This is a genomic window from Stenotrophomonas sp. YJH_SMC_65 (assembly GCF_059369475.1).
In genome coordinates, this window is sequence record NZ_JCAFSR010000001.1 from 415298 (window position 1) to 440096 (window position 24799).

Sequence of the window (24799 nt, forward strand, 5' to 3'; positions counted from 1 at the left end):
CCTGCCTCAGGCCTGGCCGGCGGCCGGCGCCGAGGCATTGTGGGAAGCATGCGGCTGGGGCGACTGCAGCGACGGCAGCACCTCGTCCGGACCCTTGCGGATCGCCTTGAGCATCAGCTTGATCTCGACCACGATCAGCGCGGTGTAGATGGCAGTGAAGCCGGCCAGGGTCAGCACGATTTCATGCAGGGCCAGGCCCGACGCCGCATAGAAGGTCGGCAGCACGCCATCGACCGCCCACGGCTGGCGACCATACTCGGCCACGAACCAGCCGCACTCGATCGCGATCCACGGTGCCGGCAGCGTCCACAGGGCCAGCTTGAGGAACCAGCGCTTGTCCTGGAAGTTGTTGCGGCACGAGTAGTAGAAGGCCAGTGCGAAGAAGGCGATCAGGTAGAAGCCCAGGCCGGCCATCACGCGGAAGGTCCAGAACAACGGCATCACGCGCGGCACCGTGTCCATCGCCGCCTGCGAGATCTCCTGCGGGGTGGCGTTGAGGATGTCATCGCGATAGCGCTTGAGCAGCAGGCCGTGGCCCAGGTCCTGCCAGTGGCGGTCGAACATCTCGCGCGCTTCAACGTCGTTCTTGTTGGCGCGCAGGCGTTCCAATGCACCGTAGGCCAGCTGGCCGCCACGCACGCGGTGTTCGGCGCGCTCGACCAGTTCCAGGATGCCGGGAATCGGCTGGTTCAACGAGCGGGTGGCGATCAGGCCCATCAGGTAGGGGATCTTCACCGCGTAGTCGTTCTGGTGAGTCTCCTGGTTGGGGATGCCGAAGGCGGTGAAGTCGGCCGGCGCACGCTCGGTCTCCCACATCGCCTCGATCGCGGCCAGCTTCATCTTCTGGTGTTCGCTGGCGGCGTAACCGCTCTCGTCACCCAGCACGACCACCGACAGCGATGACAGCAGGCCGAACGCCGCGGCCACCGCAAACGAACGACGGGCCAGGTCCTTGTGCTTGTTGCGCAGCAGGAACAGGGCGCTGATCGCCATCACGAACACCGCACCGGTCACGTAGCCGGCGCTGACGGTGTGCACGAACTTGGCCTGCGCCACCGGGTTGAACACCACCGCCATGAAGTCGACCACTTCCATGCGCATGGTTTCCGGGTTGAACACCGCACCGGTCGGGTTCTGCATCCAGCCATTGGCCACCAGGATCCAGATCGCCGACAGGTTGGTCCCCAGCGCCATCAGCCAGGTCACCATCAGGTGCTTGACCTTGCTCAGGCGGTTCCAGCCGAAGAAGAACAGGCCGACGAAGGTCGCTTCCAGGAAGAACGCCATCAGGCCTTCGATCGCCAGTGGCGCACCGAAGATGTCACCCACGTAGTGGCTGTAGTAGGACCAGTTCATGCCGAACTGGAATTCCATGACGATGCCGGTGGCAACGCCCATGGCGAAGTTGATGCCGAACAGGACGCCCCAGAACAGGGTCATCCTGCGCCAGATCTCCTTGCCGGTCATCACGTACACGCTCTCCATGATGGCCACCATGAAGGACAGGCCGAGGGTGAGCGGTACGAATAGGAAGTGGTACATCGCGGTCAGCGCGAATTGCAGCCGCGACAGTTCTACGACTGTCTGATCAATCATGGCCTGGCTACCTCGTTGGATAGTGCCGTTGCAGGTGGCGGGAAGGGTGGTCTACGACGTGAATGATGTGACCGACTACTTCAAACAGCCTTGATCCAGATCAATGTATGAACAGGTGCCCCGGCTGATCGTATGCCAACCTGATGAAGACTGCGACCGCCGGCCGCAGGGGCGGGCTATTGCCTGCGCCTACAATGCCGTGTCTCCCCCGTTGCCCGTGAAGACCTCTTGAGCGCTGCCGAAACGACCCCTGACGGCCTGTCCCCGGAAGCTGAAACCGCCCGCCAGCGGCGTGTGCGCACGGCCTGGCTGGCCGACCTGGCACGCTCCGCCCGGGGCCGCCAGCGCCTGGCCGCGCTGTGCATCAGCCTGTCCGGCGCGCTGTTGATCGGCCAGGCTGCCGCCATCGCCTGGCTGGTGCAGCAGGTGCTGGTGGAGCGCGCGCCGCTGGCCTCTGGCCTGCCGGTGCTGGCGGGATTGGCGGTGATCCTGGTGCTGCGCACCCTGCTGGGCAGCGCCACCCAGGCCGCCGCCGGTGACGTGGCCGACGCCGCCCGGCTGGCATTGCGCGAACGCGTGTTCGCGCGCCTGCTGGGCCAGGGCCCGCTCTGGCTGCGGCAGCGCCGCACCGGTGAACTGGGCGAACTGATGCTGCATCACGGTGATGCGATCGAGAGCTATTACAGCGGCTTCCTGCCGGTGCGCACCGAAGTGGTGGTGGTGCCGCTGCTGATCCTGGCCGCTGTCGCCTGGGTGGACTGGGTGGTGGCGCTGATCCTGCTGTTCACCGCGCCGCTGGTGCCGTTCTTCATGATGCTGGTGGGCTGGGGTGCTGAAGCCGCCGGGCGCGCGCAGCTGGGCGAGCTGGCGCGCATGAGCGGCCACTTCGCCGACCGCATCAAGGGCCTGGGCCTGCTGCGCCTGTATGGCCGCGGCGAAGCCGAACTGGCCGGCATCGAGGCCGCCGCCGAAGGCGTGCGCGTGCGCACCCTGAAGGTGCTGCGCATCGCCTTCCTGTCGTCCACCGTGCTGGAATTCTTCGCCTCGGTGAGCGTGGCGATGGTGGCGCTGTACCTGGGCCTGAGCTATCTGGGCATGATGTCGCTGCATGCAGCGGTGCCGACGCTGGGTGCGGGCCTGTTCTGCCTGCTGCTGGCGCCGGAGTTCTATGCGCCGCTGCGACGGCTGGCTGCGCACTACCATGATCGCGCCAATGCACTGGCCGCCGCCGCCGAAGTGGAACGCCTGCTGCAGTCGCTGCCGGACGAGCAGGGCCTGATCGAGAACGAGGTTGCGCCGCTGGCGGTGGAGCCGGCCGAGGCCGCCTTGCCGCCACTGCAGGCGCAAGGACTGGTACTGCGCCCGTTGGGGGCGCCGCAGGATGTGCTGCGGGATCTGGACCTGCTGCTGGAGCCGGGCCAGCGCCTGGCCCTGGTCGGTCCCAGCGGGTCCGGCAAAAGCACGCTGCTGGAGGCGCTGGCCGGTTGGTTGCCGCCGCGTGCCGGCAAGCTGCAGCTGCGCCCCGGCGTGCAGGTGGCCTATGCCAGCCAGCGACCGTACCTGTTCCACGGCAGCATCGCCGACAACCTGCGCCTGGCCGATCCCGGCGCCAGCGATGCGCGCCTGCGCGCGGTGGCCGAGGCCTCGCAGGTACTGCAGTTCGCACAGCGCCTGCCGCAGGGGCTGGATACGGTGATCGGCGAACGCGGCTTCGGCCTGTCCGGTGGCGAAGCGCGCCGCATCGGCCTGGCCCGCCTGCTGCTGCGCGACCCGCAGGTGCTGCTGCTGGACGAACCCACCGCGTTCCTCGATGCCGATACCGAGGCGGCGCTGCTGCGCAGTCTGGCCGCGTATGCACGCGGGCGCAGCGTAGTGGTCGCCACCCACAGCCCGGCGGTGATCGCCTGGGCCGATCGTTGCCTGCTGTTGCCGGAAGGCCGCCTGGTCGAGCCGGCACAGGCGGTGCGCGCATGAGCCGTTCGCCTGATTCGCTGCGCGCGATATTCCTGCGGCACCGGCCGCGCCTGTTGCTGACCCTGCTGCTGCTGTGGACCACGATGCTGGCCGGCACGGCGCTGCTGGGCCTGTCCGGTGGTTTCCTCACGGCGGCCGCGCTGGCCGGTGCGGCCGGCCTCGGCCAGGGCTTCAACTTCTTCTCACCCTCGGCCGGCATCCGTGGCCTGACCATGGCGCGCATCGTGTCGCGCTACTTCGAAAAGCTGGTCGGCCACGATGCCACCCTGCGCATCGCCCGTGATCTGCGCGTGTGGTTCTTCCGTCGCGCGCTGCCACTGGCACCTGCACGGCTGGGGGCTACGCGCACCGGCGAGCTGCTGGCGCGCCTGCTGGGGGACATCGGTGAGGTGGATGGCCTGCTGGTGCGTGCGATCGGGCCGCTGGTGGCGCTGGGCGCGCTGTCGCTGGTGGCGGTTGCCTCGGCAGCGCTGATCCTGCCCTCGGCGGCGGTACTGCTGGCGGTGCTGGCGCTGCTGATCGCCTTCGGCGTGCCGTGGCTGGGCGTGCGTGGCCATGACGACGAAGAGGCCGATCGTGCCGCGCACCGCGCGGCGTTGCGCACCGCTGCATTCGAAGGGCTGGAGGGGGCCGGTGACCTGGCTGCGCTGCATGCCGATGCGGCTTGGCAGCTGAAGCTACGCGTGGCCGCCAAGCAGCTGGCCTCGCGTGATCGTCGTCGGCGTTGGCGCCTGATCGCGGCCTCGACCCTGCACGGCCTGGTGGCGGGGCTGGGCCTGGTGGCGATGCTGGCGTTGGCCCTGCACGCCGCCGAACAGCAGCACATCGCGCCGGAAATGGCCGCGGGCCTCGTCTTCCTGACCGTGGCGCTGATCGAACTTTGGGCCGGCATGGGCCTGGCCTGGCAGTCGCTGCAGTCCGGGCGCATCGCTGCCGACCGCCTGCAGGCCATCGTCGAACAACCGCCGACGGTGGAGGATCCGCAGACGCCGCAGCCGGTACCCCAGGCGGCGCGCGTGCATTGGGATGACGTGCACTTCCAGTGGCCAGGTGCCGCGCGGCCGGTGTTGTCCGGCCTGCAGCTGACCCTGGCGCCGGGAGAACGCATCGCGATCCGTGGCGACAGCGGCAGCGGCAAGACCACGCTGTCCAGCCTGCTGCTGCGGTTGTGGGATCCGCAACAGGGGCGAATCACCTATGGCGGACGCGACCTGCGCGACGTCGCCCAGGCCGAGTGGCACCGCCAGCTGGCCTGGCTTCCGCAGAACGCACCGGTGTTTGCCGGTACCGTGGCCGAGAACCTGCGGCTGGGGGATCCCGACGCCCGTGATGCCGCGTTGTGGGCGGTCCTGCGTCGCGTGCGCCTGGGGGACTGGGCCGAGTGCAACGGTGGCCTGCAGGCCTGGGTGGGCGAGAACGGCGCGACGATGTCGGCCGGCCAGGCGCGGCGGTTGGCACTGGCGCGCGCGCTGCTGCGCAATGCGCCGATCCTGCTGCTGGACGAACCCACCGAAGGCCTGGACGTGGATACCGCACGTGCGCTGTTGCAGGACCTTTCCGGGTTGCTGGACGGGCGCAGCCTGCTGATGATCACCCACGACGACCTGCCCGAAGGCGTGGTCGATGCGCAGTACCGGTTGCGCGATGGGGTGTTGGAGCGCGAAGTGCTTCGGTAGATGCCGACCTTGGTCGGCACATCCACGCATGGCGTGGATCTACTGTAGAGCCGAGCCCATGCTCGGCTCCGGAAGCAAGCCAGCCGAGCATGGGCTCGGCTCTACAGGCCGGTCAATGGGAGAACTCGCGCAGCATCACCGCGATCGAGGCCACGTTGGCCAGCACGCACAGCCAGAACACCCACTGGAATGCGGCTTTGCGATGCTTGTGGCGGAACCGCGCCTGGCCCAGCAGCGCGCCGGGCCAGCCTCCGGCGAAGGCCAGCAGCTGCAGGGTGCGCTCGGGAATGCGCCATCGCTTTCGCTGCGCCGCGCGCTTGTCATGGCCATAGAGGCCGAACGACACCGCACTGGCCAGCAGGCACCAGCCACCCAGCCACAACGGCAGCACACCGCTGATCATCAAGGCGGTCAGCGCGCCGAAGGCGGCCAGCGCGAGGTTACGCCGCCACGCCACTTACAGCGCGTCGAGGAAGCCGCGCACGGCCGGGCCGAAACGCTCGAAATCGACGAGGAAGGCATCATGGCCCTGTGGCGATTCCAGGCCGATGAAGCGCGCATCGGCACCGCCGGCACGCAGGCCGTCGGCGACCTGTTGCTGCTGCTGCACCGGGAACAGGATGTCGGTGTTGGCGCCGATGGCCAGTGCCTTCTCCACCCGGATCTTCGCCAGCCCGGCCAGCACGTCGCCGTCGGCGTACTCGGCCAGGTCGAACCAGTCCATCGAACGGCTCAGGTACAGATAGCAGTTGGGATCGAAGAAACGCACGAAGCGCCGTGCGTGGCCTTCCAGATAGCTTTCCACCTGGAATTCCAGCCCGAACGGATCGTCGTCGGCCTGGTCCGAATCCAGCCGCACGCGGCCGAAGCGGCCATCCCATTCCAGTGCCGAGCGGTAGGTGATCACGCCCAGCTTGCGCGCCATGCGCATGCCGGACTCGGGGTACTCGGCATCGTCGTAGTGGCCGCCATTCCAGCGCGGGTCGAGACGGATGGCCTCGCGCTGCAGCGAGCGGATCGCGATCGAGAACGGCAGCGCCTGCGCACTGCCGGAAATGTTGACGTGGCTGCGCGCGATGCCCGGGTGCAGCATCAGCACGGCCAGCGCGGTCATCCCGCCCATGGAATTGCCGACCACGCAGGCCAGCTGCGCGATGCCCAGCGCACGCACGACTTCGATCGCGGCGCGAGCGCCGTCTTCGATCGACAGCTCGGGGAAGTCCAGGCGGTAGGGCTCACCGCTGGCCGGGTTGATCGAGGCGGGGCCGGTCGATCCCTTGCAGCTGCCCAGCGAATTCACGCAGACCACGAACCAGCGGCGGGTATCGATGGGTTTGCCGGGGCCAACCATCGCTTCCCACCAGCCCGGCGCAGGATTGGCCTCGTTGGCCGCCGCATGCGCATCCGGCGACAGGCCGGTCACGATCAGGATCGCATTGCTGGCGTCAGCGGCCAGCGTTCCCCAGGTCTCGTAAGCCACCCGTGCGCCATGCAGGGCGCCACCGCGCTTGAACGGGAACGGCGAGGGCAGGGCGTGGAAGCGGGTGCCGGGCGGGATGAATTCGGTCATGCAGTCATTCTAGCGGGGCTGCATGTGGAGCTGGCGACACGCTGGTTTCCATGGATGGATGGACGCGGACCGGACCGTCGCATCCACGCATGGCGTGGATCTACTGTAGAGCCGAGCCCATGCTCGGCTGCGGTTGAGTTGCCGGCGCCGGGCAGCCGAGCATGGGCTCGGCTCTACAGGTCAAGGGAAGCGCAGCTCCACAACACCGTCGTGGGGCAGGCTTACCTTCACCGGAACGCTCTGCAGGTCGTCCTCGCTGCGGTTGGCGCTGCCGCTGCGCGAGATGCGTGCCACCACTTCCACTTCGCGATGGGCCGACAGCGGTGCGGTCGGCATCGGGCTGTCACCGTCGCCCAGCCCGACCGTGTCCGGGAATCCGCTCAGCGGCAGCTTGCGAGCGGCCACCGGCATCGGCGGGCCGCCGACGGCACGGGCCAGCACGAACACCTGGGTGCTGGCTGGCCACTCGGCGTTCTTCAGTGCCGGCAGCTGCACGCGCACCTGCAGCAGCGCCGGTGGCGCCGCAGCGCCAGCATCGGGCGCCTGGCCAGCGGCCTCGCGCGCGATGGCGATCTGTGCCTGCAGCGCCTGCGCGGCGCCCGGCTCCAGTCGTGGCAGCAGGCCGCTCCACACATCCGCGGCCTCGGCGTTCTTTCCGCGCTGGCGCAGGGCGATGCCCAGCAGCCAGCTGGCGCGCTCGGCATCGGGAGCCTGTGCGCGCGCCTGCTGCAACCAGGCCATTGCGGTGTCATCGAACTGCTTGCCGGCATCAGCCTGCGCGCGCGCCTGCGCGGCTTCCACCAGCACGCCCGGATCTTCCGGTGCCAATGCGGCGGCCCTCGCGAAGGCATCCGCCGCGGCTGCGGCGTTGCCCAGTTCGGCCTGCGAACGGCCGAGCAATGCCCAGCCGTCGGCACGCTGCGGGTCGCGCTCCAGTGCGTCCTGCAGTGCCTGCACGCCATCGCGCAGGGTGGCTGCCGACGGGGTCGGTTGTACCTGTGCCGCCCTTGGGTCACCGACCAGCAGATACAGGCAGGCACCGGCCACGCCCAGCGCGAGCACGCCGACCACGAAACCGCGCCGACCGCGCTGGCGCAGTGGCCACAGCACCAGCGCTGCCATCAGCGCGGCGACCAGCCCGGCCAGCATCGGCAGCCAATGGTTCACCATTCGTCTCCTTCATCGGCCTTGCCGGCCGGCGCCGCGCCGACGGTGCGTCCACGTCGGCGGACGATGCCCAGCACTACCAGTGCACCGGCGCCGAGCACCAGCAGGGGGCCACCCCACAGCAGCCAGGTGCCCGGCTGCAACGGTGGTTGATAGAGCACGAACTCACCGTAGCGCGCGACCAGGAACTGCTTGATCTGTGCGTCGTCGTGCCCCTGCTGCATCAGCTGCAGCACCTCGCGGCGCAGGTCCTGGGCGATCTGCGCGTTCGAATCGGCCAGCGACTGGTTCTGGCACTGCACGCAGCGCAGCTGCGCGGCCAGGTCATGGAAGCGGCGTTCCTCGGCGTCATCGCGGAACTGCAGCGGCTGCGGATCGTGCAGCGGCTGCTGGGCCAGCGCGGCCAGCGGCAGCGTCAGAAGCAGCAACGCCAGCAGCCAGCGCATGGGCTCAGGGCGCCGTATGCAGGGTGTTGCCGGCACTGCCCTGGGCCTTCTCGATCTTCTGCAGCGCCGGGATCAGCTTCTCGTCGACCACGCGCTGGGTCATCGCACCGCTGTACTTCCAGCGCACGATGCCGCTGCCATCGACCAGGAAGGTTTCCGGTGCGGCGGTCACGCCCCAGTCGATCGCGGTGCGGCCCTCGACATCGCTGAGCACGACCATGAACGGGTTGCCCAGCTGTTCCAGCCAGTGCAGCGCGTCGGTCGGGTCGTCCTTCCAGTTGTAGCCGATCACGCGCACACGCTTGCTTTCCGCGAAGCGGGTCAGCACCGGGTGTTCTTCGCGGCAGGCCGCGCACCAGCTGCCCCACACGTTCAGCAGGTAGGGCGCGCCGCGCAGGTCGTCGCTGTGCACGATCATTTCCGGGTCGTGCAGCACCGGCAGCGCGAATGCCGGCGCCGGTTTGTCGATCAGTGCCGACGGCAGTACGTCGCGCTGCGGATCGCCTGATTTCATCACCCCGTAGATCATCAGCCCGAGCAGGCCGAAGAAGAACAGCACGCCGATCACGATGGCTACCGGCGGCAGCGGGCGGGAGGGACGCGGGGTGGGGGACTCGGACATGGGAACTCCTACGGACGACGGAAACGGCGATCGGCGGCGGAGATGAATCCGCCCAGGGCCATCAACAGCGCGCCCAGCCAGATCCAGCGCACGTACGGCTTGATGTGCACCCGGACCGCCCATGCATTGTTGCCCAGCGGCTCGCCCAATGCCACGTAGACGTCACCATTGAAGCGTGCATCGATGCCGGCCTCGGTCATCACCTGGCCGCCGCTGGCGTACTGGCGCTTCTCCGGGTGCAGCAGGGCCAGCTCGCGGCCGTCGCGGAACACGCGCAGGTGGCCGCGGTCGGCGATGAAGTTGGGGCCTTCGCGATGGTCCACGCCTTCGAAGCGCACTTCGTGGCGACCGACCACCAGCTGCTGGCCCGGTGCCAGCGCCACTTCGCGCTGCACGTTCAGCGCCTCCACCAGCAGCGCGCCGGCCACGAACACGGCAATGCCGGCGTGGGCGACGATCATGCCGAGCATTTCGGCGGTGAAGCGACCATTGCCGCGCAGGCGCTGCCAGACGAAGCGTGCGGTGCCGAGCGCGACCCAGGCCGCAGCGGCCACGCCGATGCCGGCCTTCCAGCCGTTCTGCGGCGCCTGCCACCAGGCCAGCGCGCCCAGCAGCAGCGCCAGGCCCAGCCACGGTGCCAGCAGCGCGAAGGCGCGCGAGGGCTGGTCACGCTGCCATTTCACCAGCGGGCCGAACGGCAGCAACAGGATCATCGGCGCCATCAGCAGCAGGAACAGGCTGCCGAAGTAGGGCGGGCCGACCGAGATCTTGCCCAGCGACAGCGCATCGGCCAGCAGCGGGTACAGCGTGCCGAGCAGTACCATCGCGCAGGCGGTGGCCAGCAGCAGGTTGTTGGCCAGCAGCAGGGTCTCGCGCGAGGTGGCGGTGAAGCCACGGCGTGGGTCCTCGGCGTCCACGCTCAGCTGGCTGGCACGCAGCGCGTACAGCAGCAGGCTGCCACCGACCAGCACCGACAGGAACACCAGGATGAACAAGCCGCGCGAGGGATCGGCGGCGAACGAATGCACGCTGGTCAGCACGCCGGAGCGCACCAGGAACGTGCCCAGCAGCGACAGCGCGAAGGCGGCGATCGCCAGCAGCAGGGTCCAGCTGCCGAAGGTGCCGCGCTTTTCAGTGACGGCCTGCGAATGGATCAATGCCGCACCGACCAGCCACGGCATGAAGCTGGCGTTCTCCACCGGGTCCCAGAACCACCAGCCGCCCCAGCCCAGCTCGTAATAGGCCCACCAGCTGCCCAGCGCGATGCCCAGGGTCAGGAAGCCCCAGGCGACGTTGGTCCATGGCCGCGTCCAGCGCAGCCAGCGTGCGTCCACGCGGCCTTCCAGCAGTGCGGCAACCGCGAAGGCGAACGGCACCGCGAAGCCGACATAGCCCAGGTACAGCATGGGCGGATGGATGATCAGCCCCGGGTCCTGCAGCAGCGGATTGAGGTCGCGGCCTTCCAGCGGTGCCGGGTTCAGGCGCAGGAACGGGTTGGAGGTGAAGATCAGGAAGGCGAGGAAGCCGACGCTGACCACGCCCATCACCGCCAGCACGCGCGCCTGCACCGGTGCCGGCAAGTGCCGCGAGAACAGCGCCACCGCGCCGGTCCACAGCGCCAGCACCAGCGCCCACATCAGCAGCGAGCCCTCGTGCGCGCCCCAGACCGCCGAGTAGCGGTAGACCATCGGCAGCAGCGTATTGGAGTTCTCGGCCACGTAGCGCACCGAGAAGTCCTGCTGCACGAACGCGGCGGTCAGTACCACGAACGCGCCGGCGACCAGCAGCAGCTGCGCGAACGCGGCCGGTCGTGCCACCGCCATCCACGCCGTATTGTTGCGCTGCGCGCCGACCAGCGGCAGGCCGGCCTGCAGCAGCGAGGCCAGCAACGCGCACAGCAGCAGGATCTGACCCAGTTCGGGCAGCACTCAGCGCACCTCGGGTGCCGTCACCGGCACGTCGTGCTTGCGATGGGCGTCGCCCATCTTGTCGGCCACTTCCTTCGGCACGTACTTCTCATCGTGCTTGGCCAGCACCTCGTCGGCGACGAAGGTGCCGTCCTGCAGGCGGCCGCTGGCGACCACCGCCGTGCCTTCGGCGAACATGTCCGGCAGGATCCGCGACGTGGTCACCGCCAGCTGCGCGTCGCCGTCGGTCACCTCGAAGCGCGCCTCCAGCGAGCCGACCGGTCGGTTGAAGGAACCTTTCACCACCATGCCACCGAGGCGGAAGCGCGACTGTGCATCGACATCGCCGCGCAGCACTTCCGACGGCGTGTACAGGTAGGCGATGTTGCGCTCCAGTGCCATCGCCACCAGTGCGGTGGCCAGGCCGGAGGCGAGCAGGGCCAGCAGCACCCACACCAGGCGGCGGCGCTGTACCGGGGTCATCGTTCCAGCTCCGTCGACAACGGCGTCGCTGCGTCCTGCCTGCCGGCGCGGGTCTGCTGGCGCTGCTGGCGGGCCAGTGCCAGCCGGCGCGCCACGCGCAGGCGCAGCCACGAACCGATGGCATCGGCGCCGAGCACCAGCACGAACACCGCGTAGGCACCGATCACATAGGGCAGGTGGGTCATGGCTGGGCCTCCCGGGCCGGGCGTCCGGCATCGACGCGGCCGCCGACCCAGGCCTTGCCGGCCTCGCGGTCGAGATTGTCGGCGCGGGCCTTGGCCAGCACCGAACCGGCGAACCAGAACTTGGTGCCGATCACCATCCACCACAGCGGCGCGATCATCGCGCTGCTGATCGCCGATTCACCGAATACGTTGATCGACTGGCGCTGGTGCAGGCCGCCCCACCAGTCCACCGAGTAGCGGATCACCGGCAGCAGGCTGACACCGACAATGGCCAGCAGGCCAGCGGCGCGCGCGGCGCTGCGGCGGTCCTCGATGGCGTGGTACAGGCCGATCACGCCCAGGTACAGGAACAGCAGTACCAGTTCGCTGGTCATGCGCGGGTCCCAGTCCCACCAGGTGCCCCAGGTGCCCTTGCCCCAGATGCTGCCGGTCAACAGGGTGATCAGGGTGAAGCCGGCGCCCATCGGCGCGCAGGCCATGGACAGGATCTCGCAGACCTTGATCCGCCAGACCAGTGCGATGGCCGCATACAGCGCCATCAGCGCGAAGACGAACAGGCTCATCCAGGCACTGGGCACGTGGATGTAGAGGATGCGGAAGCTGTCCAGCTGCTTGGCTTCCGGTGGCACCACCAGCAGCGCCTGCCACATGCCGACCAGCAGCACCGGCACCGCCGCGAGGTAGAACACCCGCGACCAGCGGGCAGCGAAACGGTCGAACGTGGGGGGCGAACCGAGTTGGTGGAACCAGCGGACAATCGGATTCATGCGTGGCGGCTATCCAGCAGGGGTGGATTGGCTCTCAGCTCGGTCAACTCAGAGAAATACGTATTGCAGCGGCAGTGGCCAGCGGCGCCAGCACCAGCGCGACCAGCAGGCCGGCGCCCAGCATCAGCAGCGCACCGACCGGATCCTGTCCGCGTCCGGCTGCCGCCAGGCTGCCTGCACCGAACACCAGCACCGGCACGTACAGCGGCAACGACAGCAGCGCCACGAGAATACCAGAGCGTCGGATGCCTACGGTCAGCGCGGCGACCACGCCACCGATCAGGCTCAGCAACGGCGTGCCCAGCAGCAACGATGCCAGCAACATCGGCAGCTGGTCATGCGGCAGATGCAGCATTTCGGCCAGCAGCGGGCTGACCACGATCAGCGGCAGCGCAGTGGTGGCCCAATGCAGCAGCACGCGCACCAGCACCAGCCAGGCCAGCGGTACCGGCGCCAGCAGCCATTGTTCCAGCGAGCCATCCTCGGCGTCGGAGCGGAACAGCGAATCCAGCGACAGCTGTCCGGCCAGCAGCACGGCCAGCCACAGCACTGCACCGGCGGTGGCGGCCAACAGCTGTGGTTCGCGGCCCTGGGCCAGCGCGAACAGCACCACCACCAGCACCGCGAACAGCAGCGGTTGCAGCGCATCGCCGCGGCGGCGCCAGAGCAGGCGCAGGTCGCGCCTGAGCAGGGCGCCTGCGGTCTGCCACAGGCCCGGTTCGGTGCCCGGCGCGATCACGCGGCACCGCCGAGGTCGAGCTGGCGGGTGCGCACCGGCGGTGCGGCATAGGCACCGTGGGTGGTGACCAGCGCAGCGCCACCGGCGCGCAGGTGCGCCGAAATCATCCGGTTGACCAGGGTGATGCCCTCCAGGTCGAGGTTGGCATAGGGTTCGTCCAGCAGCCACAACGGTGCCGGCGACAGCCAGATGCGCGCCAGTGCCAGCCGCCGCTTCTGTCCGGCCGACAGATGCCGTACCAGGGTGTCCTCATAACCGGCCAGGCCGACGATGGCCAGCGCGTTGCCGGGCATCTGCCGCGCACGCCGTCCGTGCAGGCCGCACAGGAAATGCAGGTTTTCCAGCGTGCCGAGGTCCGGTTTCAGCGCTGGCAGGTGGCTGAGGTAGGCGACATAGCGCGCGCGCTCGGCATTGCTGGCCGGCTTGCCGTCGATCCGCACCTGGCCGGCACCGGGCCGGGCCAGGCCGGCCAGCACGCGCAGCAGGGTGGTCTTGCCGGCGCCATTGCCGCCCTGCACCAGCAGGGCTTCGCCGGCGTCCACATGGAAGTCCAGCGGGCCGAACACCGGCTCGTCATTGCGGGAGAAGCTCAGGCCGCTGGCAGCCAGCAATGCAGGGGTGTTCAAGGGGCAAAGGTCTTCATGCCGGAGTGCGGCGGCAATTGTAGCGGTGAATTCACAGGGTAGTGCCGGCCGCTGGCCGGCAATTTCGCCATCTGCCAGCCGAGGTTGCCGGCCGGCGGCCGGCACTACCGACGCGCGGATTGCGTAAACTCGCAGGTCTGTTCCCCCACAGCCCAGGCCGATGCAACCCACCACCAAGCTGCCCAAGGTCGGTACCACGATCTTCACCGTGATGTCCCAGCTCGCCGCCGAACACGGCGCGGTCAACCTGGGCCAGGGTTTCCCGGACTTTTCGGCGCCGCAGCGCCTGATCGACGAGACCGCCAGGGCGATGGCCGCCGGGCTGAACCAGTACCCGCCGATGACCGGCGTGGCGCCGCTGCGCCAGGCCATCGCACAGAAGGTGCTGGACTGCTACGGCGCGCAGGTCGATGCGGACAGCGAGATCACCGTCACCAGCGGTGGCACCGAGGCCATCTTCAACGCCATCCACGCCGTGGTGCGTGCCGGCGAGGAAGTGATCGTGCTGGACCCGGCGTATGACTGCTACGAACCGGCGATCGACCTGGCCGGTGCCAGGGCCGTACATGTGTCGCTCGATCCGCAGACGTTCGCGGTCGATTGGGACCGCGTGCGCGCAGCGATCACCCCGCGCACCCGCATGCTGATCGTCAACACCCCGCACAATCCGTCCGGCGCGATGCTGTCGGCGCAGGACATGCAGGCGCTGGCCGAACTGCTGCGCGGCACGCAGATCTACCTGATCTCCGATGAGGTGTACGAACACATCATCTACGACGGCCGTCGCCATGAATCGGCGCTGCGCTACCCGGAACTGCGCGAGCGCGCGTTCGTCATCTCCAGCTTCGGCAAGACCTACCACTGCACCGGCTGGAAGATCGGCTATGCGATCGCCCCGCCGGCGCTGACCGCCGAGTTCCGCAAGGTGCACCAGTACAACACCTTCACCAGCTTCGGCCCGGCGCAGCATGGCTTCGCCGCGATGATCCGCGACGAACCCGAACACCACCTGGAACTGGGCGCGTTCTACCAGGCCAAGCGCGACCGCTTCCGTGAGCAGCTGGCCGGTACCCGCCTGAAGGCGCTGCCGGTGCCGGGCGGCTACTTCCAGCTGGTCGACTATTCGGCGATCAGCGACCTGCCGGACCATGAGTTCGTGAAGTGGCTGACCATCGAGAAGGGCGTCACCGCCATTCCGCTGTCGCCGTTCTATGAGACTCCGCCGGCCGGCCAGCGCCTGGTGCGCCTGTGCTTTGCCAAGAACGAAGCGACCATGGACGCGGCGATCGAACGCCTGCGCCTGCTGTGATGTCAGTGGGGCCGGGTTCGGATCGGAAGAGATTCTTCGAGCTGCTTGAGTCGGAGTTCTTTCCGCGTCTGCTGCAGGAGGGATTCGTTCGCAAAGGGCTGACCTTCCGCAGGATTCGCACTCCGCTGATTCATGTAGTCGAATGTCAGGCCGGTTCCAGCGGGCAGTGGTGCTATTTGGAGATGGGGGCGCATCTGGATTTCTTGCCTCAGCACGGTGGCGGTGAGTATTCGCCAGCGACGATTGACGAATCCGGCTGTGTTTTCAGAGAGCGGCTTGCCGGGGACGGTGCAAGTACAGGCGGTGGCTGGGTCTATGGGGCTTCTGAGCAGGAGAGCACCACCTCAGTGAAAGCGCTTTGTTCCGCATGGGAGAGCGCCGGTAGCCACTTTTTCGCGGCTCACCAGGCTTTCCCGGACGACTATCAGGTCATGTTGGACGGGGCAAATCTTGAGCGAGCTCGGGCCATTGAGCTGCTCACCCTCGCGCGTGTGGCGGCCAATCTGCGGCGTAAGGAGCAGGCGTTGGCGCTGGCTCACTTGGGGTTGGAGCGGGCAGCTCCGGCTGCAAGCTCGCTCAGGGCGCAGTTGCGCCGGTTCATCGAAAGCGAAGGGTGATGTCGAATTCCATGATCGCGTCATTGCCACCTACTGCTTCTTCAACATCAGTGAATCCATGACAATGAATGACCTGCGCATTTCCCTCGTCCAGGGCGACACCCGCTGGCATGACCCGGCCGGCAACCGCGCCTACTACGGTGCGTTGCTGGCACCACTGGCGGGCAGCACCGACCTGGTGATCCTGCCGGAGACCTTCACCAGTGGCTTCTCCAACGACGCCATCGCCCAGGCCGAAGGCATGGACGGGCCGACCGTGGCCTGGGTGCGCGAACAGGCCAAGGTCTTGAACGCGGCAGTGATCGGCAGCGTGCAGCTGCGCGAGGGCAACGGCGTCTACAACCGCCTGCTGTTCGCAACGCCAGAGGGCGGCCTGCAGTACTACGACAAGCGGCACCTGTTCCGTTACGGCGGTGAGCACGAGCGCTATGCCGCCGGCCGTGAGCGCCTGAGCGTGGAATGGAAGGGCTGGCGGATCAATCCGCAGGTCTGCTACGACCTGCGCTTCCCGGTGTTCTGCCGCAACCGCTACAACGTCGAACGCCCGCAGCAGCTGGATTTCGACCTGCAGATCTTCGTCGCCAACTGGCCGTCGGCGCGCGCCTATGCATGGAAGACCCTGCTGCGTGCGCGTGCGATCGAGAACCTGTGCTTCGTGGCGGCGGTGAACCGCGTCGGCGTGGACGGCAACCAGCTGCACTACGCCGGCGACAGCGCGGTGATCGACTTCCTCGGCCAGCCGCAGGTGGAGATCCGCGAACGCGAACAGGTGGTGACCACCACCATTTCGGCCGAAGCACTGGCTGCACATCGCGCGCGTTTCCCGGCGATGCTCGATGCTGATGCCTTCCACCTGGACGAGCAGGCCTGAAACAGCACGACGGCGGCTGAATGCCTGCCACGCAGCGCGCGCGCCTGCATCCAGCGTGCACGCGCGCGCTGCTAGATTCGCCGGCAGTCCGACCGAACTGGAAGTCCTGCCATGAACAAGCCCTTCGCCCTGCTGCTGGCCCTGTCCGCTGCCACGCTGGCCCCGGCCGCGCACGCCGCCGGCAACCTCGATTGCCAGCTGCGCTACAACCTGTCCGGCTGGTCACTGATCTACAAGACCGCTTCCGGCAACGGCACGGTCAGCTGCAGCAACGGCACCAGCCTGCCGGTGCGTATCGAAGTGAAGGGCGGCGGCCTGACCGTGGGCAAGTCGAAGATCACCAATGGCCGTGGCAGCTTCACCGGCGCCGTCAGCGTCAACGAGCTGCTGGGCACCTACGCCTCGGTTGGCGCGCATGCGGGTGCCGTGAAGTCCAGCAACGCGCAGGTGATGACCAAGGGCGACATCTCGCTGGCCCTGTCCGGCACCGGCAAGGGCTGGGATCTGGGCGTGGACGGCGCCGCCTTCACCATCAGCCGGCGCTGAGCCGTGCCGGCCGCTGCAGCCACAGGGCAAGCAGGCCGCACACGATGAGTGTCGGCGCCAGCAGTTGCAGTGCGCCGACCACGGCCATCGCCACGCCGATCAACAGGTAGTAGAGCAGGCCGAACAGGGCGCCGGCGCTGCCCAGGCAGTGCGGGTATCCGCGCAGGGCTTGGCCCAGCACATTGGGAGTGGCCAGGCCGAACCCGGCCACCACCGGTACCATCGCCGCGACCAGTGCCGGCTGATTGTGCAGCAAGGCAGCCAACAGCCCACCGGCCAGCACCAGCCCTGCGGCGAGCCGGATGCGCGTGGCAGAGGCAACGCCTGCGCGCAGCAGGCGAGCATTGCCCCATGCACCCAGCGCCGAGCCGAGCGCCAGCAGCGCGCCGCTGGCACCGAACCAAGCCGGCGGCCAGTGCAGGCGTTCGAACACGAACGGGCCCAGCGCGTACCAGCTGTACATCGCCACGTTGAACGCCATCACCAGCAGCGCCCGTGACCACATCCCGCGATCACGCAGCAGTTGCCACAACAGTGGCAGCATGGGAGTGTGCGCGACTTCCGCAGGGCTCTCTCGCAGGCCCGTTGCGCATCCGAGCATCAGCAGGCTGACCATCAGCAGCAGGCCGGCCTGGACGCCGGCATAGCCATGGCTGTCCACCAGCAGCACACCCAGTGCCAGCCCGATCGCCGGGCTCAAGGCCAGCGCCATGCCGATCCACGAGAACGCCTGCGCCAACGCCGGACCCTTCAGGTGATCGCGCAGTACGGTCTGGGTTACCACCGAGGCCGCCGCCGCACCCAGTGCGGCCAGTGCCTGCGCCAGCAGGACCTGGCCGAACGTGCTGGCCAGCAGGCCGCCGCAGGCGGCCAGTACGAACACGGCCAGGCCGCAGAGCAGGGCAGGGCGACGACCGACATGGTCGGCCAGCCGCCCCCATAGCAGGACACCGGCGGCAAAACCGAACAGGTACAGGCTCATGGCCTGGCTGGCGGCGCCGGGGGGCAGTGCGAAGCGCCCGGCGAGGTCGGCCAGGGCCGGGCTGTACAGGGTCTGCGCCAACTGGGGGAACATCAGCAGCGCGATGGTGAGCAACAACAGGCGACGCGACATGCGGGTGCTCCGCAAACAGGGCCGCGTATTGTGGTGGCCGGCGTAGTGGCGCACTCTGTCGGTCCGGCCAGGAAATGGATGAAATCGGACATGGCGTGGCTGCAACCGGATGCGCACTTCGATGCGGATGCCTGGAGCGCACCGGTGCTGGGCATCGCGTCGTCGCTGGCCGATCATGATTCGGGTTGGCACCAGCACGCGCGCGCGCAGTTGCTGTACACCCGGCGGGGCTGCACGCGGCTGACCTTCGGCGACCGCATCAGCCTGCTGCCGCCCTCGCGCGCGGCATGGATTCCCGGCGGCCTGCGCCATCGCGCACAGATGCGCCAGGCCGTGGACTACCGCTCGCTGTATTTCGATGCCACGTTGTCGGCACGGCTGCCGCGGCAGCCGGCGATCATCGGCGTCGGTCCCCTGCTGCAGGCATTGCTGGAACCGATCGCGCAGGCGCCGTTCGACCATGACTGGCGGGCGCCGCGCGCGCACCATCAATTGGCGTTGTGCGTGCTGGAGATCGCCGCCGCACCGGTGGCGCCGATGGACCTGCCGCTGCCACGCGATCCACGCATCGCGCGCTGCCTGCCGCTGGCCGAGCAGTTGCCGCCTGAACTGGGTGAGCTCGCTGCGCGTGCGGGCCTGAGCGTGCGCACGGTCGGCCGGTTGATGCAACGCGACACCGGCATGGGCTACCAGGCCTGGCGCCAGCAATGGCGCCTGATGCGCGCCATGGAGCTGCTGCTGCTTGGCCATCGCATCGGGCACGTTGCGCAGGACACTGGTTTTTCCGCCGAGAGTCCGTTCATCGCCTTTTTCCGCAGCATGACCGGCACCACGCCCGCCGCTTTCCAGCGCCACGCAAAAGGGGACGGAGGGGATTAAGTCGCTTTCGCCCTTCGACGCACGGCGTGGCGAAAACGACTTAATCCCCTCCGTCCCCTTTTCAAAGAAAAACCCCGGCCGGAGCCGGGGTTCTGCATTTCAACGTGGCTGCCGATCAGCCGCCGCGCGGGCCGCTGCGGCGCGGGCCGCCGGGACCGCGGTTGCCACCGGGGCCGCCCGGGCCTCGGTTGCCACCCGGACCACCGGGACCACGGTTACCACCCGGGCCACGGTGGTTGCCACCGCCCGGACCGCGACCGCCCGGACGGGCGCCGTGTGCCGGCTTCGGGCTGCCATACGGGTTGAAGCCCGGGGTGGCGTGGTCGGACGGGAAGCTCGGGGCGTTGCCCGGATGGCCGTACGGGTGCTTGTTGCCCTGGCCCTGCGAGCGGTTGCCCGCACCGGCCGGACGACCCTGGCCGCCTGCGCCGCCACGGCCTTCACCACCAAAGCCGCCACGGCCCTGGCCGCCACCGGCGCCTGCGCCCGGGCCCTTCGGCTTGCCGTACGGACGGCCCTGGCCGCCTGCACCCGGACCACGGGCACCGGGGCCGCGTGCGCCCGGGCCGGCGTTGCGATGGCCGCTCGGGCCGGTGCTCACGCCATCCGGCACGTACCAGGTGCGGAACGCGGCCGGATTGCCTTCCGGCAGCGAACGATCATTCTTCTGGGCGCGCTGCTTGAACGGCTTCTGCGACTGCTTGGCTGCCGCTTCACCGCTGACCGTCAGGCCGCCCTTGAAGCCGCCACCCTTGCCGCCGCGACCACGGCCGCGGTCTTCGCGGACGTTGTCGAAACGACGCAGCTCGCGGCCTTCGTCGGCGGTGTTGTGGCCGTTGACGTAGGCGTTGCCACGGCCACCTTCGCGCACGCGCACGGTGGTCTTGGCCGCGCGGCGCTGGCCGATCACCGGCTGCAGCGTCAGTGCCGACGGTGCGCCTTCTTCCAGCTTCAGCTGGGCGCGCAGGGCTTCAACCTGCGTGGTGCCCAGTTCCACCGAATGGCCACGGGCCAGTTCGCGCGGCAGGCTCACCTTGCCATAGCGGGTGCGCTTCAGGCGGCTGACCTGGCAGCCCTGCGACTCCCACAGCCGGCGCACTTCGCGGTTGCGGCCTTCCTTCACCACGACGCGGAACCAGTCGTGCGAATCGGTGCCGCCGATGCGTTCGATCTCATCGAACTTGGCTGGGCCGTCTTCCAGCGCGACGCCACGGGTGAGGCGGTCGACGATCGCGTCAGAGACCTTTTCCTCGCCTTCCGGCGCACGCACGCGCACCACGTACTCGCGCTCGACCTCGAACGACGGGTGCATCATGGCGTTGGCCAGCTCACCGTCGGTGGTGGCCAGCAGCAGGCCGGTGGTGTTGATGTCCAGGCGGCCGATGGCGATCCAGCGCGCGCCCTTCAGCGGCGGCAGCGACTCGAACACGGTCGGGCGGCCTTCCGGATCATCGCGGGTGGTCACTTCGCCTTCCGGCTTGTTGTAGACCAGCACGCGCGACGGCTCTGCCAGGGCGGTGGCGACGAAGCCGCGGCCATCCAGTTCGATCTTGTCGCCGCTCTTGACCGACATGCCGGTCTGCGCGACTTCACCGTTGACCTTGACCAGGCCTTCGGCGATGCGCTGTTCCAGCGCGCGGCGCGAGCCGAGGCCGGCCTGGGCGAGCACCTTGTGCAGGCGTTCTTCCAGCTTGAACTGTTCGGAGGTGGCTTCGCGCTTCAGCGAGAGCTTGTTACGGGGGGTGTCACTCATCAGTTTTGCTCCGGCCGACGGTTTCGAGGTCGGCCTCTGGTTCGGAATCGGCTTGGTCAACAGCCACGGTCGTCATCGCGACGGCGTTGTCTTCGCGTTCGTTCAGGGGCACCGCGCGCTCGCCCGGCGCGGAATCGGGGTGCCCATCATCGAGGGGCGAAGGTGCTTGCTCATCGGTGGCCGACGCAGGGGCTGCATCGGCGGAATCGGGGGTGTCACTGCCGGCCAGGCTGGCATCATCGTTCGCGGCAGCGCCATCGGCGCCGGCCGAGATGTCCGGACCCTCGGCACCGGCGACGGCCGGCGCATCGCGGTCCAGGGCAAGCTGCGGTTCCAGCTCGCCCAGGTCCTTCAGCTCCGACAGCGGCGGCAGTTCGTCCAGCCGCTTCAGCCCGAAGTAGTCCAGGAAGCCCTTGGTGGTGCCGAACAGCGCCGGTTTGCCGGGCACGTCGCGGTGGCCGACCACGCGGATCCACTCGCGTTCTTCCAGCGCCTGGATGATGTTGCTGCTGACCGCCACGCCGCGCACCTGTTCGATCTCGCCGCGGGTGATCGGCTGCCGATAGGCGATCAGCGCCAGGGTTTCCAGGGTGGCACGGGTGTAGCGGGTCTTGCGTTCGGTCCACAGTCGGCTGATCCAGCCATGCACTTCGCCGGTGACCTGGTAGCGGAAGCCGGAGGCGACCTCGACCAGTTCCACGCCGCGGCCTTCGCAGGCCTCGCGCAGGCGTTCCAGCGCACGTTCGATGCTGCCCGGCGGTGCCGGTTCCTCTTCCGGGAACAGGTCCTTCAGCTGGGCCAGGGTGAGCGGCTGGCTGGAAGCCAGCAGGGCACCCTCGACAATGCGGTTGATCAGCGATTGATCCATCGGCAGTCAGCGCTCACTCGTCTGCATTGGCGTCGTCGTCGTTGTCGTCGAACTCGCTGCTGAACTGCAGCGGGGCATTGGTGTTGCCGGCCGCCAGCGACTTCACGTAGATCGGCGCCAGCGGTTCTTCCTGGACGATGTCCAGCAGCTGTTCCTTGGCCAGCTCCAGCACCGCCAGGAACGTGACCAGCACGCCCAGCTTGCCTTCTTCGGCGGTGAACAGCCCTTCAAAACGATAGAACTTGCCATCTTCCAGGCGTCCCAGCACTTCGCCCATGCGTTGCCGCACGCTCAGTGCCTCACGCTTGATGGCGTGGCCGCTGAACAGCTCGGCACGCTTGAGCACGTCGTGCAGGGCCAGCAGCATTTCCTTCAGGTCCACCGGCGGCGGCAGCTTCACCGTGGCACGTTCGGGCATGAAGGCATGTGCCACGGTGGTATCGCGGTCCTGGCGGGGCAGGGCGTCGATGTTCTCGGCGGCCTGCTTGAAGCGTTCGTACTCCTGCAGCCGGCGCACCAGTTCGGCGCGCGGGTCGGCTTCATCGCCTTCCTCGCTGACCGGGCGCGGCAGCAGCATCCGCGACTTCACCTCGGCCAGGATCGCGGCCATCACCAGGTATTCGGCCGCCAGCTCGAAGCGCAGCTCGCGCATCACGGTGATGTACTCCACGTACTGCCGGGTGATCTCGGCAACGGGAATGTCCAGTACATCCAGGTTCTGGCGGCGGATCAGGTACAGCAGCAGGTCCAGCGGGCCTTCAAAGGCATCCAGGATGACTTCCAGCGCGTCCGGCGGGATGTACAGGTCCTGCGGAATCTGCAGGACCGGTTGCCCATGCACCACGGCCAGCGGCATTTCCTGCTGCTGGGGGGCGGGCGGCCGGGTTGGCGGGTTCGCGTCGAGCGCGAGTTCGGAAGTCATCTAATGGAGATCAGGATTGCAACGGACCAGTCGCGGCACCGGGTTCGCCGGGCCAACGCCACGGAGCCCCAAGGCGCCAGACACGCCGGGATCGGCGCGATTCCACACATATCAAACAGCGGGACGCGCCGCGGTAAACGGCAGCGACAGAACTACGGGGAGGTCGTCTACGTGGCCCGGCCGGGTGGTCCGGTTTGAAGCAGCGGGACGGTCGTCGGGGGCTGCGTTGGCCGCAAAAACCGACGGGCCGCTGCATCCAGCCACGTGCAATGGAGTCTAGGGTAAGCCTTTGCCGCGCCAGTGTCCAGCCGGACCGGGGCGGGGGCTGCATTGGCTAGAATCTGCGGACCCGACAACGCAAGCGAGGAAATGCCGGTGTGGTATGTGATCGAAGGGTATGACGGCCAGGATGTGCTGGCGCAGCGGCTGCAGGCGCGGCCGGAACACCTGGCGCGGCTGCACGCGCTGCGCGACGAGGGACGCCTGCTGCTGGCCGGCCCGTGCCCGGCGGTGGACAGTGAAGACCCGGGCCCGGCCGGTTTCAGCGGCTCGGTGGTGATCGCGCAGTTCGAGTCGTTGCCGCAGGCCCAGGCCTGGGCCGATGCCGACCCGTACGTGGCTGCCGGCGTCTACACCCGCGTGCAGGTACGCCCGTTCCGCAAGGTCCTGCCGTGAACGCGGAACGGATCGAGCGGATCCGTGATGCGCTGCAGCAGGCGCTGGCACCCAGCGTGCTCGAGATCGAGGATGACAGCCATCGCCATGCCGGCCATGCCGGCGCGCGCGACGGGCGCGGCCATTTCAACGTCCATGTGGTGAGTGAACGCTTCGCCGGACTGGCTCCGTTGGCCCGGCATCGCGCGGTCTATGCCGCGCTGGGGTCGATGATGGACACCGATATCCACGCGCTGTCCATCCGCGCACATACCCCGTCAGAACAGGGCTGAGCCCTTGTCCCGCACTGTCCTGGCGGGTCCGCAAGGGCCTGGCCACGGACAGGTTTTCATGTCCATTTCGGGACATTCGCCTAACGGACTGTTTACAAGCCCAGATGGAAACGCTTACATTCCGCGCCAATGCTGGTAGGTCCAAGCCGTGGAGGGCGGCTTCGTGAACAAGGCAGCTATCACAATCAAAGACGTCGCACGCGAAGCCCGGGTCTCCGTGGCCACGGTTTCCCGCGCGCTCAACGGGCATGAAAATGTCGCCGAACCGGTCCGCCAGCTTGTGCTGGAGGTGGCCGCACGGCTGCGTTACACCCCGCATGCCGCCGCCCGCAGCCTTAGCAGCCGCCGCACCAATACGGTGGGCGTGGTGCTGCCTGACCTGTACGGCGAATTCTTCTCCGAACTGATGCGCGGCATCGACGGCGTGGCCCGCAACCGCCGCCAGCACCTGCTGGTGTCCAGCTACCACGGCGACCAGGAACAGCAGGGCGCCGCCCTGCGTGCCATGCGCGGCCGCGTCGACGGCCTGCTGGTGCTCTCGCCCTATGCCGAGAGCCCGGGCTTCCTGACCGACAACCTGCCGCAGTCGCTGCCGACGGTGTTGATCAACACCTATCTGCCCGGGCAGGACCATCCGGTGCTGAGCATCGACGACCACGCCGGTGCGATGGCGATGACCCGCCACCTGCTGGACGCCGGCCACCGCCGCATTGCCTTCATTTCTGGCCCGGACCTCAACTTCGACGCGCGCGAGCGCCTGCGCGGCTTCCGTGACGCGCTGGTGGCGTTTGGCAGTGGCGCCGAAGGCATCGAGCTGCCCGGTGATTTCGACGAAGCTTCCGGCCATCGCGCCGGTCAGGAGTTGCTGGCAGCCGGAGCGCTGCCCGATGCCGTGTTCGCCGCCAACGACATGATGGCCCTGGGCTGCCTGTATGCGTTCACGCAGGCTGGTGTCCGTGTGCCGGCCGATGTTGCCCTGGCAGGTTTCGATGACATTCCACTGGCGCGTTTCGTCCACCCGTCGCTGACCACCATGCAGGTCAGCATCGCCGAGCTCGGCGACCGGGCCATGACGCGTCTGATGCAGTTGATGGACGGCACCTCCACGGATGGGACAGGGGACAAGCAGACCCTGGTTCCCCGCTTGATAGTTCGCGATTCCACCACTCCGCCATCCGGCCATTGAAGCCAGAGGCG

The 24799-nt window shown here is 68.3% G+C and carries 26 protein-coding genes; 10 read left to right on the plus strand and 16 right to left on the minus strand.

Translation table 11 applies throughout. The annotated features are described in order from the left end of the window. Positions 1–6: 6 nt before the first annotated feature. Positions 7–1596 (minus strand): cytochrome ubiquinol oxidase subunit I, encoded by a 1590-nt coding sequence (locus AC5P7A_RS01880; RefSeq protein WP_005410352.1) that lies wholly within the window; start codon positions 1594–1596, stop codon positions 7–9. Between the two features lie 228 nt (positions 1597–1824). Here AC5P7A_RS01880 and cydD point away from each other — a divergent pair, with 228 nt between their 5' ends. Both cydD and cydC read left to right on the plus strand, forming a co-directional pair. Next, the gene (gene cydD, locus AC5P7A_RS01885) at positions 1825–3570 is read left to right on the plus strand and encodes a thiol reductant ABC exporter subunit CydD (RefSeq protein ID WP_197605032.1); all 1746 of its coding nucleotides are present in this window, start codon (positions 1825–1827) and stop codon (positions 3568–3570) included. Then, complete coding sequence (gene cydC, locus AC5P7A_RS01890) at positions 3567–5246, plus strand: thiol reductant ABC exporter subunit CydC (RefSeq protein WP_075076330.1); 1680 nt, start codon at positions 3567–3569, stop codon at positions 5244–5246. Before cydD ends, cydC begins: the two co-directional genes overlap by 4 nt. Positions 5247–5358: 112 nt before the next feature. Here the strand turns inward: cydC and AC5P7A_RS01895 are convergent, their stop codons facing one another. From AC5P7A_RS01895 to ccmA, 11 genes are all read right to left on the minus strand, one after another. After that, the gene (locus AC5P7A_RS01895) at positions 5359–5703 is read right to left on the minus strand and encodes a DUF1294 domain-containing protein (protein ID WP_075076331.1); all 345 of its coding nucleotides are present in this window, start codon (positions 5701–5703) and stop codon (positions 5359–5361) included. Then, positions 5704–6816: a homoserine O-acetyltransferase MetX gene (gene metX, locus AC5P7A_RS01900; RefSeq protein ID WP_111205996.1), complete on the minus strand. Its 1113-nt coding sequence runs from the start codon at positions 6814–6816 to the stop codon at positions 5704–5706. 180 nt (positions 6817–6996) lie between these two features. Beyond that, positions 6997–7986 (minus strand): tetratricopeptide repeat protein, encoded by a 990-nt coding sequence (locus tag AC5P7A_RS01905; RefSeq protein WP_126411176.1) that lies wholly within the window; start codon positions 7984–7986, stop codon positions 6997–6999. Beyond that, the gene (locus AC5P7A_RS01910) at positions 7980–8429 is read right to left on the minus strand and encodes a cytochrome c-type biogenesis protein (protein WP_049405998.1); all 450 of its coding nucleotides are present in this window, start codon (positions 8427–8429) and stop codon (positions 7980–7982) included. The genes AC5P7A_RS01905 and AC5P7A_RS01910 overlap by 7 nt, the downstream gene beginning before the upstream one ends. 4 nt (positions 8430–8433) lie before the next feature. Further along, positions 8434–9051, minus strand: a complete 618-nt coding sequence (locus tag AC5P7A_RS01915; protein WP_014647766.1) for a DsbE family thiol:disulfide interchange protein — start codon at positions 9049–9051, stop codon at positions 8434–8436. 8 nt (positions 9052–9059) lie between these two features. After that, positions 9060–10979 carry a heme lyase CcmF/NrfE family subunit gene (locus AC5P7A_RS01920; RefSeq protein ID WP_495219833.1) on the minus strand — a complete coding sequence of 640 codons (1920 nt, stop codon included), beginning with the start codon at positions 10977–10979 and terminating at the stop codon, positions 9060–9062. Beyond that, positions 10980–11441: a cytochrome c maturation protein CcmE gene (ccmE, locus tag AC5P7A_RS01925; RefSeq protein ID WP_014647764.1), complete on the minus strand. Its 462-nt coding sequence runs from the start codon at positions 11439–11441 to the stop codon at positions 10980–10982. Continuing rightward, on the minus strand, positions 11438–11626 hold the full coding sequence (ccmD, locus tag AC5P7A_RS01930) for a heme exporter protein CcmD (protein WP_019660476.1): 189 nt from the start codon (positions 11624–11626) through the stop codon (positions 11438–11440). The genes ccmE and ccmD overlap by 4 nt, the downstream gene beginning before the upstream one ends. Beyond that, positions 11623–12393 carry a heme ABC transporter permease CcmC gene (gene ccmC, locus AC5P7A_RS01935; RefSeq protein WP_495219834.1) on the minus strand — a complete coding sequence of 257 codons (771 nt, stop codon included), beginning with the start codon at positions 12391–12393 and terminating at the stop codon, positions 11623–11625. Before ccmC ends, ccmD begins: the two co-directional genes overlap by 4 nt. 43 nt (positions 12394–12436) lie before the next feature. Then, positions 12437–13132 (minus strand): heme exporter protein CcmB, encoded by a 696-nt coding sequence (ccmB, locus tag AC5P7A_RS01940; protein ID WP_014647762.1) that lies wholly within the window; start codon positions 13130–13132, stop codon positions 12437–12439. Continuing rightward, positions 13129–13758: a heme ABC exporter ATP-binding protein CcmA gene (gene ccmA, locus AC5P7A_RS01945; RefSeq protein WP_014037834.1), complete on the minus strand. Its 630-nt coding sequence runs from the start codon at positions 13756–13758 to the stop codon at positions 13129–13131. The genes ccmB and ccmA overlap by 4 nt, the downstream gene beginning before the upstream one ends. 178 nt (positions 13759–13936) lie before the next feature. Here ccmA and AC5P7A_RS01950 point away from each other — a divergent pair, with 178 nt between their 5' ends. From AC5P7A_RS01950 to AC5P7A_RS01965, 4 genes are all read left to right on the plus strand, one after another. Beyond that, positions 13937–15085 (plus strand): pyridoxal phosphate-dependent aminotransferase, encoded by a 1149-nt coding sequence (locus AC5P7A_RS01950; RefSeq protein ID WP_032960092.1) that lies wholly within the window; start codon positions 13937–13939, stop codon positions 15083–15085. After that, positions 15085–15702 (plus strand): DUF4304 domain-containing protein, encoded by a 618-nt coding sequence (locus AC5P7A_RS01955; protein WP_111187908.1) that lies wholly within the window; start codon positions 15085–15087, stop codon positions 15700–15702. The genes AC5P7A_RS01950 and AC5P7A_RS01955 overlap by 1 nt, the downstream gene beginning before the upstream one ends. Before the next feature lie 64 nt (positions 15703–15766). Beyond that, complete coding sequence (locus AC5P7A_RS01960) at positions 15767–16573, plus strand: amidohydrolase (protein WP_111187907.1); 807 nt, start codon at positions 15767–15769, stop codon at positions 16571–16573. Between the two features lie 111 nt (positions 16574–16684). Next, on the plus strand, positions 16685–17119 hold the full coding sequence (locus AC5P7A_RS01965; RefSeq protein ID WP_014037831.1) for a hypothetical protein: 435 nt from the start codon (positions 16685–16687) through the stop codon (positions 17117–17119). Here AC5P7A_RS01965 and AC5P7A_RS01970 read toward each other — a convergent pair. Next, entirely contained in the window at positions 17106–18233 is a 1128-nt protein-coding gene (locus tag AC5P7A_RS01970; RefSeq protein WP_495219835.1) for an MFS transporter, read from the minus strand. The genes AC5P7A_RS01965 and AC5P7A_RS01970 overlap by 14 nt on opposite strands. Before the next feature lie 90 nt (positions 18234–18323). Here AC5P7A_RS01970 and AC5P7A_RS01975 point away from each other — a divergent pair, with 90 nt between their 5' ends. Then, positions 18324–19112: an AraC family transcriptional regulator gene (locus tag AC5P7A_RS01975; protein WP_495219836.1), complete on the plus strand. Its 789-nt coding sequence runs from the start codon at positions 18324–18326 to the stop codon at positions 19110–19112. 115 nt (positions 19113–19227) lie between these two features. Here AC5P7A_RS01975 and AC5P7A_RS01980 read toward each other — a convergent pair whose 3' ends face one another. The 3 genes from AC5P7A_RS01980 to AC5P7A_RS01990 are packed head-to-tail and all read right to left on the minus strand — an operon-like array spanning position 19228 to position 22655. Next, positions 19228–20865, minus strand: a complete 1638-nt coding sequence (locus AC5P7A_RS01980; RefSeq protein WP_053495348.1) for a pseudouridine synthase — start codon at positions 20863–20865, stop codon at positions 19228–19230. Continuing rightward, positions 20858–21733, minus strand: a complete 876-nt coding sequence (gene scpB, locus AC5P7A_RS01985) for an SMC-Scp complex subunit ScpB (protein WP_014647755.1) — start codon at positions 21731–21733, stop codon at positions 20858–20860. The genes AC5P7A_RS01980 and scpB overlap by 8 nt, the downstream gene beginning before the upstream one ends. A 13-nt stretch (positions 21734–21746) precedes the next feature. Beyond that, the gene (locus tag AC5P7A_RS01990; protein WP_014647754.1) at positions 21747–22655 is read right to left on the minus strand and encodes a segregation and condensation protein A; all 909 of its coding nucleotides are present in this window, start codon (positions 22653–22655) and stop codon (positions 21747–21749) included. Positions 22656–23030: 375 nt separating this feature from the next. Here AC5P7A_RS01990 and AC5P7A_RS01995 point away from each other — a divergent pair, with 375 nt between their 5' ends. The 3 genes from AC5P7A_RS01995 to AC5P7A_RS02005 all read left to right on the plus strand — a co-directional run bounded on the left by AC5P7A_RS01995 (position 23031) and on the right by AC5P7A_RS02005 (position 24788). Next, complete coding sequence (locus AC5P7A_RS01995) at positions 23031–23330, plus strand: YciI family protein (RefSeq protein WP_014037825.1); 300 nt, start codon at positions 23031–23033, stop codon at positions 23328–23330. Then, positions 23327–23602, plus strand: a complete 276-nt coding sequence (locus tag AC5P7A_RS02000; RefSeq protein WP_014647753.1) for a BolA family protein — start codon at positions 23327–23329, stop codon at positions 23600–23602. The genes AC5P7A_RS01995 and AC5P7A_RS02000 overlap by 4 nt, the downstream gene beginning before the upstream one ends. Before the next feature lie 148 nt (positions 23603–23750). Next, complete coding sequence (locus AC5P7A_RS02005; RefSeq protein ID WP_014647752.1) at positions 23751–24788, plus strand: LacI family DNA-binding transcriptional regulator; 1038 nt, start codon at positions 23751–23753, stop codon at positions 24786–24788. Positions 24789–24799 lie beyond the last annotated feature (11 nt).

Excerpts from the sequence above, each read along its gene's own strand:
- ccmC (WP_495219834.1), bottom strand. The coding sequence starts at position 12,393 with ATGAATCCGATTGTCCGCTGGTTCCACCAACTCGGTTCGCCCCCCACG.
- AC5P7A_RS01975 (WP_495219836.1), top strand. The coding sequence starts at position 18,324 with ATGGCGTGGCTGCAACCGGATGCGCACTTCGATGCGGATGCCTGGAGC.
- AC5P7A_RS01915 (WP_014647766.1), bottom strand. The coding sequence starts at position 9,051 with ATGTCCGAGTCCCCCACCCCGCGTCCCTCCCGCCCGCTGCCGCCGGTA.
- AC5P7A_RS01955 (WP_111187908.1), top strand. The coding sequence starts at position 15,085 with ATGTCAGTGGGGCCGGGTTCGGATCGGAAGAGATTCTTCGAGCTGCTT.
- ccmD (WP_019660476.1), bottom strand. The coding sequence starts at position 11,626 with ATGACCCACCTGCCCTATGTGATCGGTGCCTACGCGGTGTTCGTGCTG.
- AC5P7A_RS01970 (WP_495219835.1), bottom strand. The coding sequence starts at position 18,233 with ATGTCGCGTCGCCTGTTGTTGCTCACCATCGCGCTGCTGATGTTCCCC.
- AC5P7A_RS01980 (WP_053495348.1), bottom strand. The coding sequence starts at position 20,865 with ATGAGTGACACCCCCCGTAACAAGCTCTCGCTGAAGCGCGAAGCCACC.
- AC5P7A_RS01960 (WP_111187907.1), top strand. The coding sequence starts at position 15,767 with ATGAATGACCTGCGCATTTCCCTCGTCCAGGGCGACACCCGCTGGCAT.
- AC5P7A_RS01905 (WP_126411176.1), bottom strand. The coding sequence starts at position 7,986 with ATGGTGAACCATTGGCTGCCGATGCTGGCCGGGCTGGTCGCCGCGCTG.
- scpB (WP_014647755.1), bottom strand. The coding sequence starts at position 21,733 with ATGGATCAATCGCTGATCAACCGCATTGTCGAGGGTGCCCTGCTGGCT.
- AC5P7A_RS01910 (WP_049405998.1), bottom strand. The coding sequence starts at position 8,429 with ATGCGCTGGCTGCTGGCGTTGCTGCTTCTGACGCTGCCGCTGGCCGCG.
- AC5P7A_RS01990 (WP_014647754.1), bottom strand. The coding sequence starts at position 22,655 with ATGACTTCCGAACTCGCGCTCGACGCGAACCCGCCAACCCGGCCGCCC.
- metX (WP_111205996.1), bottom strand. The coding sequence starts at position 6,816 with ATGACCGAATTCATCCCGCCCGGCACCCGCTTCCACGCCCTGCCCTCG.
- AC5P7A_RS01880 (WP_005410352.1), bottom strand. The coding sequence starts at position 1,596 with ATGATTGATCAGACAGTCGTAGAACTGTCGCGGCTGCAATTCGCGCTG.
- ccmE (WP_014647764.1), bottom strand. The coding sequence starts at position 11,441 with ATGACCCCGGTACAGCGCCGCCGCCTGGTGTGGGTGCTGCTGGCCCTG.
- AC5P7A_RS01950 (WP_032960092.1), top strand. The coding sequence starts at position 13,937 with ATGCAACCCACCACCAAGCTGCCCAAGGTCGGTACCACGATCTTCACC.
- cydC (WP_075076330.1), top strand. The coding sequence starts at position 3,567 with ATGAGCCGTTCGCCTGATTCGCTGCGCGCGATATTCCTGCGGCACCGG.
- AC5P7A_RS01965 (WP_014037831.1), top strand. The coding sequence starts at position 16,685 with ATGAACAAGCCCTTCGCCCTGCTGCTGGCCCTGTCCGCTGCCACGCTG.